Genomic DNA, 13,909 nt, shown 5'->3' with positions numbered 1-13,909 from the left:
AATCGGCATCACCGCGTGACCTGCGCAAACGCGACCCGCACAGGACGTTCCGGCAACCTACGGTGCCGCCGATTCGGCGGCGCCGTCTGACCTGCGCAAACGCGAACCTGGCCCGCCGGCGGACCGGGAACCAAGCACCGCGAACCTAGCGTCGAACCACTCGCTCGAAGCGAATCGGATCCGGGATCTCCATCCCCAAACGAGAGCCTGCGTTCGAAGACCCTTGCCCCTGGTCGGCGACGACTACGGTCAGCGGCGCAGGCAACAAGCGCACACGGCGCACAAGCACCATCAAACGGCAATGTTCTCGCGCCCTCCAGCTCCCTTGGCGGGAGCGCCGATCCCGTGAGATCCATGACTCCACTGTGCGCCCTGACAGACGCTCAGCTGCCGCGAACACCCCCGCTCAAGTCACTTTTGGGAGGGGTGTTCGCGGGTGTTCGCGCAGGTCAGACGCCGTTCGCAAAAAAGTTTGAGAAAGTTCTGAGCCACTCCATGCGAACACCCCCGAACACCCCCGAACACCCCCCAAGCCCGTCGCACGCGGAGATCTATGGGCGCACCGCAACACCCTGGCGGACGCGAACCTCACGCACTGGACCAGCCGCATGCCACGGAATGAACGATCACTCCGGCCCGTTCCCTGACCTACTCCGCCCACGATGACGTGCAGCAGTGCGCGGGCGCTTCCAATCGAACTGAGGGTCGGCGCAGCCGCGACCCACTATGTGCGTTCTCCGATCCATTCCGAACGAGTCTGGAGTCGGTTACTCATGCCTTGAATGTCTGGATAGATCAGGGACGACGAGAAGCCATAGGTCCGCTCAAGCATCTCCCGAATCTCTTCCTTGGCACTCGCTGCGATCCGGAAACTGAAGATCGGCGCCAAGTTCGCTTTGATTGGTCGTGGACGGCTATGCGGATGGACGGGCCTCGCGTAGACGGACATTGAAGCGGCGACGTCGACGGGACTGAACTGTCGACCGTTGGGGTTGAGGAATAGCCGCATAGTTTTCTTCGTAAGCATCGGGACACCCTCGAGCAGGAAGGCGGCGTTCTGAGCCGCGATTCGCGCGTCGTATGCGGGCGGGATCCAGATGCGTCGCCTGGAACCCGTCCCCCAAGCGGCAGAGACTCGATCCTCGGGCGAGTTGTACGCCCAGAACGGATATCGACTGCCAGCGAGTACTTCACTAATTACGGGCGGGTCTGTCGGCCTGTCACGGCTTTCGAGGACTGGGCCCGTCGCTAGCGCGAATAGTCGCGCATCCGAGTCGTCCGCCGTTCCAGCCTCAACTGCGAACCACGCCGCGATGAGAGGATTTCGAGTCACGTCCAAGAGCCTGCTCGGTCCACCTTGGTGCTGCAGGCGCGCGAGCAGCTCAAGTGCAGATGTGTCTGACATTCGCCATTCAACGGCCTCGTCAAGAATCGCGAGCTCAGCAGCGAGCATGTCGGCCTCATCGGGAAACCGCTGCACGGCGGGTTCGCCTGGGGAGGTCGGCGCCACCGTCAACCCATAGTGAGTCATGAGCTTTCGATAGAGGCTGCTGTGGAGACCCCACTCGGCATTCTGTTGGCCGCGCCAGACGAAGGTGAGCTCTCGCCGCGCAGCAGCGAGGGCCTGGACCGAGTTCGTCAATTCAGCGAAGGAATTGATCACAAGCTCGTAAGCAGCGAAGAAGCTGCCCGGGCCTTCGAAGTCAGGGGAAAAGCTGCCGACAGAGGCAATCGTCCGGTCATGTGGCGCCTCCGGAGACTTTGGTTCGTCCTCCGGGGCGTCGATCTCGGGGGCTCGCGATCGTTCCAATGCGAACAGAAGTGCGGGGTCTGTCGGATTCGCACGCGCGACTCCCCTCCTCGCAGCCAACCTGAGAGTCTCGGAAACGTCCGGGCTCAGGACTGCGCTCCGAGCGGCGTCCGCGAGCGCAGCATCGACCGCCCTCGTCGCCGCGGAGGTAGGCCGCCCCGTCAGACCCGCGAGCACACCAGCCTCAAGATCCTGGCGCCGAGCGGCGCGATCGATGGCCTCCAAAACGTCCGGACTCTGCACCGCCTCCCGAGCGGCGTCCGCGAGCGCAGCATCGACCGCCCTCGTCGCCGCGGAGGTAGGCCGCCCCGTCAGACCCGCGAGCACACCAGCCCCAAGATCCTGGCGCCGAGCGGCGCGATCGATGGCCTCCAAAACGTCCGGACTCTGCACCGCCTCCCGAGCGGCGTCCGCGAGCGCAGCATCGACCGCCCTCGTCGCCGCGGAGGTAGGCCGCCCCGTCAGACCCGCGAGCACACCAGCCCCAAGATCCTGGCGCCGAGCGGCGCGATCGATGGCCTCCAAAACGTCCGGACTCTGCACCGCCTCCCGAGCGGCATCCGCGAGCGCAGCATCGAGCGGCTGGCTCTTGTCGGGTTCTAGACCTTCATTCGAGTCGCGACTCTCGTCCGGGGCTCCTGGGTCGTCCGAATCCATCCCGAGAGGTTATCGACTCCGGTAGGTAGCCGGTGCCGAATCAACCCCGTGCCGACCAAACTGTTGGCGAACCATCCGTCACAGGAGCAGGCGCGTCATGCCACAGCCTTAGACCCAATGTTCATGCGCCGTCCCACTGATCAGGACGGGGCGCCAACGCCTCAAGGATTTCTGCCGTGACGGGGTCGACCATCTCGTCCGGCTCGATGTAGTGCGCCTTCGTGATCTTCGATGACGTGTGTCCCAGCATCTCGGCCGCCAGTTCCGCCCCGGAGGCGCGATCCAAAGTTGTCGCCACGGTCCTTCGAAACGCGTGTGGAGAGACACCAGGCAGACCAGCGTCGTCCAAGACCGTGCGCAACCGCCGACGAACATTGTTCGTCGTGAGCGGCGTGCCGTTGCGTGTGAAGAACAGGAGGTGTTCAGGCTCCTCATCGGCTATGACGACAAGTCGCTGTCGGATCGCTTCGGTAGCGAAGCTGGGCACGTGGACCACTCGCGTGGACTGGAGCGTCTTGGTCTGGGGCTGACGGTAGGTTGCCTCTCCCTTGGGCGAGACGATCGTGCCGCAGATCCTCACGGTCGCCGGTCTACTGGTGACGTTGACGTCGCACTTGCGGATCGCGAGCACCTCGCCAATACGGGCCGAGGTGCCGAGCATGACCTCGATGATCAGCTCCAGTTGCCCGTCCGGTCTTGGCCCGTTCCACCCGGCACCACGTCGCCATTCGCGTGCAGCGCGGCGGATTGCTTCGACCTGGTCGAACGTCAGCGCCATGGCCTTCGACGGCGGCTTGTGCAGCGGAGCAATGTCCCGCACCGGGTTGGATCGCAGAGCGCCGTAGCGAACGGCCAGACCGAGTGCCAGACCCATCACGGTGCGGGCCTGCTTGGCGTAGCTGTAGCTCTTGGTCGACGCGAGCGTCTTGATGAAGCGATCGACCCGACGGACGGTGATCTCCCGCAGGGTGAGGTGCTCGAACGTGGGAAGCACCAGATTGCGAATGTTCCGCTCGTAAAGCTGGCGGGTGTTCCTGGCGAGCCGGTTCTCCAGGTCGAGATCCTCAAGCCAGACCTCGACGAGATGGCCGAACCGGCTGTCCGGAGTCAGCTCGTCGCCATCGGTGGCGAGCTCGAGGCGTTCGACGAACTTGTGCTTCAGCCGCCGTTGGGCCTTGGCGGCCGTGTCGCCTCTGGCCTCGATCCGACGCAGTTGTCCGTCCTCGTCACGGAATCGTGCGCGCGCACGGACCATGCCGCTGGCGAGTGTGGTGACCTCGATGACGCCGAAGGTGCCGATCTCGATCCTGGGCTTAGACATGACCGATCACGCCTTCCGTGAGTCCCCGGGTGGTGAGGCTTCGCGCTGGGCATCGACCCAAGCAGCGACGTCGGAGACTGCGAACTTGAGGTGCCGTCCGACGCGAAGACCTCGCGGCCCGTGGCCGGTCAGCCGCCAGTCGTAGATGGTCCGAACCGGGATGCCGAGGTACTCGGACAGTTCGTCCACGCTGATCAAGGGCTCGAGCCCGCTGAGAGCTGGTGATGGAGTGTTCATGTCCATGAGGTGAGCAACTTCGCCCAGGCGGCCCGTCATCACTCGGTTCGAGTCGGTGCCGTCTGTGAGAAGCATCAGCAAATCGGCCTTCAGAGAGGCCAATGTGGAGGGTAAGTGGAGGGTTGATCAAGTCTCAAAACTTTCAGGCCCGGAAATCCGTTGGATTTCCGGGCCTGATTGGTAGCGGGGGCAGGATTTGAACCTGCGACCTCTGGGTTATGAGCCCAGCGAGCTACCGAACTGCTCCACCCCGCGTTGCTCAGACAACATTACCGGAGGGTTACTGCGAGCCCAAATCGGGGTGGCTGTGGTGCTCACCACCCCACCTCAGATGAGGTCGTCGGTCAGGTGGTTCGGCGTGCCGAACCGGTGCGCGGTGATGCTCACGGCCTGCTCGTGGACGAACGGGAGCAGCTCCACGTGGCCGGCCTCGGTGGGGCGGCTCGCGTAGATCGCGAGGTCCGGCTTGCCGCCGGTCGCCTCGGCCACGGCGGAGCGGCTGCCGCCGACCAGGCGGACCCGGCCATTGGTCAGGCGGGACGCCATCGCGATCCAGGCAGCGTCGTCCTCGACCATCACCGAGACGCCGAACGCACGCAGCGCGGTGCCCACCGACTCGGGCACGTCGATCGCGGACGACACCTGCAGCGGGGCGACGGACGTGAGGCCGGCGCCGATCACCCGCAGCGCGTCGACCAGCCGCGCGTCGGCAGCCAGGCGCACGTGCACCCGCGTCGGGACGTACCGCAGGATGTTCCGCTCGACGGAGAGGTCCGAGATGTCGCGGGCGACGCCGAACTCCTCGCGCCACGCCACCGCGTCACTGCTGAAGCCACGCTCTAGGAACGCCACGTCGTCGACCGGCAGATGAGCCTCGCGCGCCGCCCTCAGCAGCCGCTCGGCCCGGGGGTCCGGGCTCGCGGCGGCCGCGGACCGAGCCGGCTGCCACTCCCCCAACCCGAAGAGGTAGTGAGGTCCGCCCGCCTTCGTGCCCGCCCCGATCGCCGACTTCTTCCAGCCACCGAACGGCTGGCGCCGCACGATCGCCCCGGTGGTCCCGCGATTCACGTAGAGGTTGCCCGCCTGCACGCCGTCGAGCCAGACCGCGATCTCCTCGGGGTCGAGCGCATGGAGGCCGGCGGTGAGGCCGTAGTCGACCTGATTCTGGATCTCGAGCGCCTCCTCCAGCGTCTCGGCGGTCATGATCCCCATGACCGGCCCGAAGTACTCGGCGAGGTGCGTCGTCGACCCGCGCTTCACGCCGGTGCGAATGCCGGGCGACCAGAGCTGTCCAGCCTCGTCGAGGCGCCGCGGCTGCACGAGCCACGACTCCCCCGCGTCGAGGGTGGTCAGCCCGCGCAGCAGCTTGCCGCTCGCCGGCTCGATCAGCGGGCCCATCTGCGTCTCCGGGTCCGACGGCCAGCCCACGGTCAGCGACGTCACCGCGTCGACCAGCTGCTCACGGAACCGCTTCGAGGTCGCGACCGAGCCGACGAGGATGACGAGCGACGACGCCGAGCACTTCTGCCCCGCGTGACCGAAGCCCGAGGCCGCGATGTCCTTGGCGGCGAGGTCGAAGTCGGCCGACGGCGTGACGACGATGGCGTTCTTGCCGCTCGTCTCGGCCAGCAGCGGCAGGTCGGGACGGAAGCTGCGGAACAGCTCGGCCGTCTCGTAGGCGCCGGTCAGGATGAGCCGGTCGACGCGCGGGTCCGACACGAGTCGCTGGCCCAGGTCGGACTCCTCCACGTGCACCAGCCGCAGCACCTCCCGCGGTACGCCCGCCTCCCACAGGGCCTCGACCATGACCGAGCCGCAGCGCGCGGCCTGCGGCGCCGGCTTGATCACCACGGCGGAGCCGGCGGCCAGTGCCGCCAGCGTGGAGCCCGCCGGGATCGCCACCGGGAAGTTCCACGGCGGCGTCACCACGGTCAGCCGCGACGGCACGAACGTGGCGCCGTCGACCGAGTCCAGGCCCCGGGCCAGGTGCGCGTAGTAGCGAGCGAAGTCGATCGCCTCGGACACCTCGGGATCACCCTGGTCGAGTGTCTTGCCCGCCTCGGACGCCATGACCTCCAGCAGGTCGGCGCGTCGCTGCTCGAGGCGCAGCGCGGCACGCTCGAGGATGTCGGCGCGCTCGACGGCGGGACGGTGGCCCCACGCCTCCCCCTCGGCGACGGCCGACGCGATGACCGACTCGAGCGCGTCGACATCGGTCAGCGTGTGCTCCGCGACGAGGTCCTCCCCGAGCCTCGAGCCCGGCACCCTCGCGAGGATCTGTCGGCCCCAGGCCCGGTTGGCCGGGAGGGACGGATCGGTGTCGGGCGTGTTCCCGAACGGCGCGCCCGGCTCCACCTCGGCCACGGGAGCCGAGCGGTCCTGCGTGCGGTTCGGCGCGGGCACCGAGTCGTCCAGCGCGGCCAGCGAGGCCAGGAAGCGGTTCTTCTCGCGCTCGAAGAGCTCGCTGTCGTCGTTGAGCTCGAACACGGCCGACATGAAGTTGTCGTGGCTCGCGCCCTCCTCGAGGCGGCGGATCAGGTAGGCGATCGCGACGTCGAAGTCCTTCGGGTGCACGACCGGCGTGTAGAGCAGCAGCCCGCCCACGTCACGGCGCACGACCTCGGCCTGGCTCTGCGCCATGCCCAGCAGCATCTCGATCTCGACGCCGTCGCGCACGCCCCGCTCGCCCGCCAGCAGCCAGGCGTGGGCGAGGTCGAACAGGTTGTGACCGGCCACGCCGATGCGCACGTTGGCGATCCGCTCGGGGTGCATCGCGTAGTCGAGGACGCGCTTGTAGTTGGTGTCCGACTCCTGCTTCGTCGACCACGTCGCGAGCGGCCAGCCGTGGATCGCCGCATCCACGCGCTCCATGGGCAGGTTGGCCCCCTTCACGACGCGCACCTTGATGCCGGCGCCGCCGCGTGCCCGGCGTGCGGCCGACCACTCCTGCAGGTGGATCATCGCGCGCACCGAGTCGGGCAGGTAGGCCTGCAGCACGATGCCGGCCTCGAGGTCCTCCAGGCCGGGGGTGTCCAGGATCCGGGTGAAGACCGCGATCGTCAGGTCGAGGTCGTGGTACTCCTCCATGTCGAGGTTGATGAACTTCGGCGACGCGGCCGCGGCGGCCTCGCGGTAGAGCGGGAGCAGGTTCTCGGCGACGTGGTCGACCGCCTCGTCGAAGGCCCACGGCGAGTGCGGCGGCACGGTCGAGGACACCTTGATCGACACGTAGTCCACGTCCGGCCGGGCCAGCAGTTCGTGCGTGCCCTGCAGGCGGCGGGCCGCCTCCCGCTCGCCCAGCACGGCCTCGCCCAGCAGGTTGATGTTCAGCCGCACGCCGTCGCGGCGGATCTTGGCGATGCTGCGGCCCAGCCTCGCGTCGGTCGCGTCGACGATGAGGTGTCCCACGAGCGACCGCAGTGCACGGCGCACGACCGGGATCACGAGGCGCGGCACGACGCGGCCGGCCAGGGCGCCGAGGCGCACGGCGTTGCGGAGGTGCCATGGCAGGAACGCCGGCACCTCGGAGGCGAGGGCGGCGAAGTTCCGCGCCGCGATCCTCGGGTCCTCCGGGCGGATCACGCCGTCGATGAAGCCCACCGTGAAGTCCAGGCCCTTCGGGTCCTTGAGCAGTCCGGCCAACTGGGCACCGGCCTTGTCGGCGGGCACCTGCGCCGACTCGGCGAGCCAGCGACGGACGAGCGCGACCGACTCCTCGGCCAGCGGGTCGGCGGTCGGCGGGGCGGGGACGGGGGTCACCTGGTCGATCACGGGAAGGCCTTCCGAGCGGGGAGATCACGGCGTCCTCCCAGTGTGAGCCGGACCACGAGTTAAGGTAAAGCGATCTTTTGTGACCAATATCGATCAGTCTTGATGAAGGGTTCTCATGCTCGACGTCCGTCGTCTCCGCCTCCTGCGGGAGCTGCAGATCCGGGGCACTCTGGCCAGCGTCGCGGCCGCCCTGCACCAGTCCCCCTCATCCGTCTCGCAGCAGCTCTCGCTGCTCGAGCAGGAGGTCGGGGTCGAGCTGCTGCGCAAAGTCGGGCGCCGCGTCCAGCTCACCCCGCAGGCCGAGATCCTCGTCGAGCACACCGCGGCCGTCCTCGAGCGACTGGAGCAGGCCGAGTCCGACCTGGCCGCCTCGCTCAACGAGGCGACGGGCACGTTCCGGCTCGCGGTGTTCCAGTCCGTCGCACTGGCGTTGATGCCCGCGACCCTGTCGATCCTGGAGACCGAGCACCCCCGCCTGCGCGTGACGATGACCCAGCGCGAGCCCGAGTCGGCCCTGTACGAGACGTGGGCGCGCGAGTTCGACCTCGTCATCGCCGAGAAGTACCCCGGCCACAACACCCCGTGGCATCCCGAGCTCGACGCGGTCGACCTGACCACCGACGAGGTGCGGCTCGCCGTGCCGCCCGCCGGCCGCCGGTTCGGCGACATCACCTCGATCGCCGAGGCCGCCGACGCACCGTGGGTCATGGAGCCACCGGGCGTCGCCTCGCGGCACTTCGCCGAGCAGGCCTGCCGGGTGGCCGGCTTCGAGCCCGACGTCCGCTACGAGACCGCCGACCTCCAGGCGCAGATCAGCCTCATCGAGTCGGGTCACGCCGTGGCGCTGCTCCCCGACCTGCTGTGGCTGAACCGCGAGCCTCCCGTGGCGCTGCACCGGCTGGAGGGCCGCCCGCACCGCACGATCTTCACCTCCGCGCGGCGCGCCTCGGCACCCTCCCCCGGCGTCACCGTCACCAGGCAGGCGCTGTCCCGCGCGGTGGCGGCAGGACGCGGCGGAGCCTAGCGTCGAGGTCATGGCCACCATCGCGAAGAACATCGTCGACACGCTCGAGGCCAACGGCGTCGAGCGCGTCTACGGCATCCCCGGCGACTCCCTCAACGGGTTCACCGACGCGCTGCGGAACTCGCAGGTGGAGTGGGTCCAGGTCCGCCACGAGGAGGCCGCGGCCTTCGCCGCGGCGGGCGAGGCGGCGACGACGGGACGACTGGCGGTCTGCGCCGGCAGCTGCGGCCCGGGCAACCTGCACCTGATCAACGGCCTCTACGACGCGAACCGGTCGCGCGTGCCGGTCCTCGCGATCGCCGCGCACATCCCGACGTCCGAGATCGGCACCGGCTACTTCCAGGAGACCCACCCGCAGGAGCTGTTCCGCGAGTGCAGCGTCTTCGTGGAACACGTCTCGAGCCCGTCCCAGATGCCACGGATGATGCGGATCGCGATGCAGACGGCCATCGAGAAGCAGGGCGTCGCGGTGCTGGTGGTCCCCGGCGACGTCGCCCTGATGGAGGCGAGGGACGAGACCGTCACGGTGGTGCGGGAGTCCGAGCCCCGCGTCACGCCCTCCGCCGCCGAGCTCCAGCGCGCCGCCGACCTGCTGAACGGCGCCGGCAAGGTGACGATCCTCGCCGGTGCCGGCTGTGCGGGGGCGCACGACGAGCTGATCACGCTGGCCGACCACCTCGGCGCGCCGGTCGTGCACGCCCTGCGCGGCAAGGAGCACGTCGAGTGGGAGAACCCGTTCGACGTGGGCATGACGGGCCTGCTGGGCTTCGCCTCGGGCTACCGGGCGATCGAGGCGTGCGACGCCCTGCTGATGCTGGGCACCGACTTCCCCTATCCCGACTTCTACCCGGACGCCACGGTCATCCAGGTCGACGTCCGCGGTGAGCAGTTGGGCCGCCGCGTCCCGCTCGACCTCGGACTCGTCGGCACGGTGCGCGACACCACGAGGGCCCTGCTGCCACTGCTCGAGCGCAAGGAGCGGCGCAAGCACCTCGACGACTCCGTGTCCCACTACAGGAAGACGCGCGAGAAGCTCGACGACCTCGCCGAGCCGGTCAAGGAGGGGCGCGCCCAGCACCCGCAGTTCGTGGCGCGGGCGATCGACCGTCTCGCGGCCGACGACGCGGTCTTCCTCCCTGACGTCGGCTCGCCCGTCATGTGGGCGGCCCGCTACCTGCACATGAACGGCCGCCGCCGACTGGTCGGGTCGTTCAGCCACGGCTCGATGGCCAACGCCGTGTCGCAGGCGATCGGCGTGCAGTCGGCGCATCCGGGACGGCAGGTCGTCGCCCTCGCCGGCGACGGCGGGCTCACCATGATGCTCGGCGAGCTGATCACGCTCGTCCAGCAGGAACTGCCGGTGAAGGTGGTGGTCTTCGAGAACAGCTCGCTGAACTTCGTCGAGCTGGAGATGAAGGCCGCCGGCTTCGTGAACTGGGGCACGGGCCTGCGCAACCCCGACTTCGCGCAGGTGGCCGAGTCGATCGGCCTGCGCGGCATCCGCGTGGACCGGTCGGCCGACCTCGAGCCCGCCCTCGCCGAGGCGCTCGCGCACGACGGCCCGGCGCTGGTCAACGTCATCACCGAGCGCCAGGAGGTGACCGTGCCGCCGTCCGTCACGGCCAGTCAGCTGAAGGGCTTCTCCCTGTACGCGCTGCGGACCGTGATGTCCGGGCGTGGTGACGAGATCGTCGACCTCGCCCGCGCGAACCTGCGCCAGGTGCTCTGAGCGGACCCCGTCGAGCCGCCCTAGGCTCGGCACATGAGCGAGGAACGCGCCATCGCCGCCCTGGACGCCGCGGGCGTCCCCCACACGGTCACCCGTCACGGGCAGGTGGGCTCGCTGGCCGAGGCCGCCGCCGCACGCGGCGTCGATCCCGATCGCATCGTCAAGACCCTGGTGGTGCGCCGGTCCGGCGACGAGTACCTGTTCGTCCTCGTGCCCGGTGACCGTCAGATCAGCTGGCCCAAGCTGCGGGCGGTGCTGGGGGTCTCGCGACTGTCGATGCCGCCGGCCGAGGACGCCTTCGCGGCCACCGGCTACGAGCGTGGCACGATCACGCCGTTCGGCTCGAGCCACACCTGGCCGGTCATCGCCGATGCCGCGGTGGAGGGCACGATCTCGCTGGGCGCGGGCGCCCACGGCGTGGCCGTCACGGTGGAGTCCGCCGACGTGATCGCCGCGCTGGACGCCACGGTGGCCGATGTCACCGACTCCCCCACCGACTGACGGCGGGGGCGCCGGCGACCACTAGCCGAGGAGTCGCTGCGCGGCCTCGAGCGCGTTGGCCATCGAGTCGATCCGAGCCTGGTAGGTGGCCAGGTCGCCGTCCTCCAGCGCGGCCTGCGCCTGGTCGTAGTAGCGCGACGCGTCGGCCAGGTACTGCTCGGCCGTCTTGGCCTCGCCGCCACCGTCGCCGGCGTCACCCTCCGGGGCCGGCTCCTCGGGATCGGGCGTCGCGTTCTGCTCCAGGCCGAGCGCCGCACGCAGCGCCTCGTCGAGGGTCTGGCCCACTCCGACACCCTCGCCGAAGGTCGCGGTGATCAGCTGCAGCACCGGGTAGGAGCCCTCGCCCACGCGCTGGATGTAGATCGGCTGCACGTAGAGCATCGCGCCGCCGACCGGAAGCGTCAGCAGGTTGCCGCGCAGGATCCGCGTGTTCTGCGACTGCTCGTACTGCAGCAGTGCCGCACGCACGCCGGCATCGGACTCGAACTGTGCCGCGATCTGGTTCGGACCACCGACCCGGGTGTCGCTGGGCAGCTCCAGGACCTGAAGCTTGCCGTAGTTCTCGGTGTCGGAAGCCTCGGAGTTCACACTCATGAACGACGCCAGGTTCTGGCGGTTGTTCGGCAGGTAGACGCTCGTCAGGCTGAACCGCGAGGCCTCCTCGCCGGGACGGCTCATCGAGAGGTAGTACGGCGGCTGCTTGGTGCTGCCGGCGGCCGAGGGGTCCTCGGGGATCTTCCAGCGCTCGCCGTCCTCGTAGAACGTCTGGGCGTTGGTCACGTGGTAGCGGCTGAGCACGTCGCGCTGGACCTTGAACAGGTCCACGGGGTAGCGCAGGTGCTGCAGCAGCGACTCGCTGATCTCGGACTTCGGCTCCACCACGTCGGGGAAGACCTTTGACCACGTCTTCAGGATCGGGTCCTCGGTGTCCCACTCGTAGAGCTTCACCGTGCCGTCGTAGGCGTCGACCACGGCCTTGACCGAGTTGCGCATGTAGTTGACCTGGTCGGTCGGCAGCGCGATCTGGCTGGCGCCGTCGGTCAGCGTGTCGCTCGTGGCCTCGTTCAGGGAGCGCGACTCCGAGTACGGGTAGGAGTTGCTGGTCGTGTAGCCGTCGACGATCCAGACGACCTTGCCGTCGACGACCGCGGGGTACGTGTCGCCGTCGAGCGTCAGCCACGGCGCGACCTTGCGGACGCGATCGCGCGGGTGACGGTCGTAAATGATCCTGGAGTTGCTGTTGACGCGGTCCGAGAGCACGATCTTCGGCTCGGCGAACTTGAACGCGTAGAGCACCTGGTTGAACAGCGAGCCCATCTCGACGCCGCCCTTGCCGTCGTACGTGTTGGCCGTGGAGTCGCCGTCGCCGGCCTCCTCCTCGGCCGTGCCGCCGCCACGGGGCGTGTCGACCTCGATGGGGTTGGCGCCGTCGGGGCGGCCGACGATCGAGTAGGACGGGGACTTCTCGCCGAAGTAGATCCGCGGCGCGTCCTCGAACTCCAGCTCGCCGGTGGGCGGGATGTCCTTCGCGACCCACACCGGCTCGCCCTGCGAGCCGCGCTTGTTGCCGTACGCGGCGATGACGCCGTAGCCGTGCGTGTAGACCGTGTGGTCGTTGGACCACGTGCGCTGCGTCGACTGCAGGCCGTCGAGGTCGACCTCGCGCGCCGCGATGATGACGTCCTGCGGCTGCGGGTCGTCGCCGATCGCGTAGCGGTCGACGTCGAGCGTGCTCTGCACCGTGTAGTAGCCGCGCACCTGCTGCAGCTGCTGGAACGCCGGGGAGATGAGGGTCGGGTCGAGCAGACGGGTGCTGACGCGCGCCTCGGCCGAGGCGTTGAGCTCCTGCGGGGTCAGCTCGGTCTTGGCCGAGTAGTCCTGCGTCTGCACGTCGGCGACGTCGAACGCCTCGCGGGTGCCCTCGATGTTCTTCTCCAAGTACGGACCCTCACGGTCCGGCTCGGAGGGGTTGACCTGGAACTGCTGCATGATCGCGGGCCACGCGGCACCGATGAGCAGCGACGTCAGGAACCACAGGCCCAGGCCCAGCGCCGGCAGGGTCCAGGAGCGCAGGAAGATCGTGGAGAAGAACATCAGCGCGCACAGGATCGCGACGATCATGAGGATGTTCTTGGCCGGGATCTCGGCGTTCGCCCCGGTGTACTTGATGCCGTCGAACAGGCCCGAGCTGTCGTAGGCCATCGCGTAGCGGTCGAGCCAGTACTTCGCGGCCCGCACGAGCATCGCCAGGCCGATGAGCACGGCCACCTGCACCTGGGCGGCGCGGCTGAAGTTGGGGCCCTTGGTGCCGAGGCGGACCCCGCCGAACACGTAGTGGACGAACACGACCGCGATGGCGGTGATGAGCAGCAGGGCGAACACGAACGACACGATGAACTGCAGCCACGGCATGTCGAAGACGTAGAAGCCCACGTCCTTGCCGAAGTGGGCGTCCTTGGTGCCGAACGCCTCGCCGTTGCGCCACAGCTGGAACGTCTCCCACCGGCTGCTCCCGATGATGCCGGAGAAGAAGCCCACGAAGCCGGCGACGGCCAGCAGGGCCCACTTGGCGATCGGGGTGATCGCGAGGCGGTACCGGGCGGCGGGGTCGTCGCGACGCAGCCCGAGCGGGTTCGGGCGGTTGCGGTGCGCCAGCCAGATGTTCGCGCCGATCACGAGGGCGCCGAAGAGGGCGAAGCCCACGAAGAGCACACCGCGCGTCAGCAGGACCTTGGTGAACACGCCCTGGAAGTCGACCGAGGCGTACCAGAGGCGCTCGGTCCAGAGGCTGACGAACAGCGATCCGAGGACCAGCAGGGCGGCCAGCGTGACGATCGTCGGGATCAGCACTCTCCGCCC

Annotated in this window: 8 protein-coding genes and 1 tRNA gene; 3 read left to right on the top strand and 6 right to left on the bottom strand. The window is 68.7% G+C overall.

Going from position 1 to position 13,909, the window contains the following annotated elements:
- Positions 1-724: 724 nt before the first annotated feature.
- The 5 genes from ACY1JX_RS14025 to ACY1JX_RS14005 form a co-directional block, all read right to left on the bottom strand.
- Complete coding sequence (locus ACY1JX_RS14025; RefSeq protein WP_462564350.1) at positions 725-2,467, bottom strand: FRG domain-containing protein; 1,743 nt, start codon at positions 2,465-2,467, stop codon at positions 725-727.
- A gap of 121 nt (positions 2,468-2,588) precedes the next feature.
- Positions 2,589-3,788 (bottom strand): tyrosine-type recombinase/integrase, encoded by a 1,200-nt coding sequence (locus ACY1JX_RS14020; protein WP_462564349.1) that lies wholly within the window; start codon positions 3,786-3,788, stop codon positions 2,589-2,591.
- Between the two features lie 6 nt (positions 3,789-3,794).
- A complete protein-coding gene (locus tag ACY1JX_RS14015; protein ID WP_462564348.1) occupies positions 3,795-4,127 on the bottom strand; it encodes a helix-turn-helix transcriptional regulator in 333 nt (110 codons plus the stop codon).
- A 76-nt stretch (positions 4,128-4,203) separates the two neighbouring features.
- A tRNA-Met gene (locus ACY1JX_RS14010) sits at positions 4,204-4,280 on the bottom strand.
- Between the two features lie 72 nt (positions 4,281-4,352).
- Positions 4,353-7,796 (bottom strand): bifunctional proline dehydrogenase/L-glutamate gamma-semialdehyde dehydrogenase, encoded by a 3,444-nt coding sequence (locus ACY1JX_RS14005; protein ID WP_462564347.1) that lies wholly within the window; start codon positions 7,794-7,796, stop codon positions 4,353-4,355.
- 115 nt (positions 7,797-7,911) lie between these two features.
- On the opposite strand from ACY1JX_RS14005, the gene ACY1JX_RS14000 reads away from it, so the two are divergent.
- From ACY1JX_RS14000 to ACY1JX_RS13990, 3 genes are read left to right on the top strand one after another with little or no spacing between them, the layout of a single operon-like run.
- Positions 7,912-8,820 carry a LysR substrate-binding domain-containing protein gene (locus tag ACY1JX_RS14000; RefSeq protein ID WP_462564346.1) on the top strand — a complete coding sequence of 303 codons (909 nt, stop codon included), beginning with the start codon at positions 7,912-7,914 and terminating at the stop codon, positions 8,818-8,820.
- Positions 8,821-8,830: 10 nt separating this feature from the next.
- Positions 8,831-10,549, top strand: a complete 1,719-nt coding sequence (poxB, locus tag ACY1JX_RS13995; RefSeq protein ID WP_462564345.1) for a ubiquinone-dependent pyruvate dehydrogenase — start codon at positions 8,831-8,833, stop codon at positions 10,547-10,549.
- Positions 10,550-10,582: 33 nt separating this feature from the next.
- Complete coding sequence (locus tag ACY1JX_RS13990; RefSeq protein ID WP_462564344.1) at positions 10,583-11,050, top strand: aminoacyl-tRNA deacylase; 468 nt, start codon at positions 10,583-10,585, stop codon at positions 11,048-11,050.
- 21 nt (positions 11,051-11,071) lie between these two features.
- Here ACY1JX_RS13990 and ACY1JX_RS13985 read toward each other — a convergent pair whose 3' ends face one another.
- On the bottom strand, positions 11,072-13,900 hold the full coding sequence (locus ACY1JX_RS13985) for a UPF0182 family membrane protein (RefSeq protein WP_462564343.1): 2,829 nt from the start codon (positions 13,898-13,900) through the stop codon (positions 11,072-11,074).
- Positions 13,901-13,909: the final 9 nt, after the last annotated feature.

Source organism: Aeromicrobium sp. JP4 (assembly GCF_054957925.1).
Note: the sequence above shows the minus strand (reverse complement) of the source record. Positions and strands in the feature narration are given on the sequence as shown.

Bases quoted from the DNA above. Each gene is read 5' to 3' on its own strand.
- ACY1JX_RS14025 (WP_462564350.1), bottom strand. From the start codon at position 2,467: ATGGATTCGGACGACCCAGGAGCCCCGGACGAGAGTCGCGACTCGAAT.
- ACY1JX_RS14020 (WP_462564349.1), bottom strand. From the start codon at position 3,788: ATGTCTAAGCCCAGGATCGAGATCGGCACCTTCGGCGTCATCGAGGTC.
- ACY1JX_RS14000 (WP_462564346.1), top strand. From the start codon at position 7,912: ATGCTCGACGTCCGTCGTCTCCGCCTCCTGCGGGAGCTGCAGATCCGG.
- poxB (WP_462564345.1), top strand. From the start codon at position 8,831: ATGGCCACCATCGCGAAGAACATCGTCGACACGCTCGAGGCCAACGGC.
- ACY1JX_RS13990 (WP_462564344.1), top strand. From the start codon at position 10,583: ATGAGCGAGGAACGCGCCATCGCCGCCCTGGACGCCGCGGGCGTCCCC.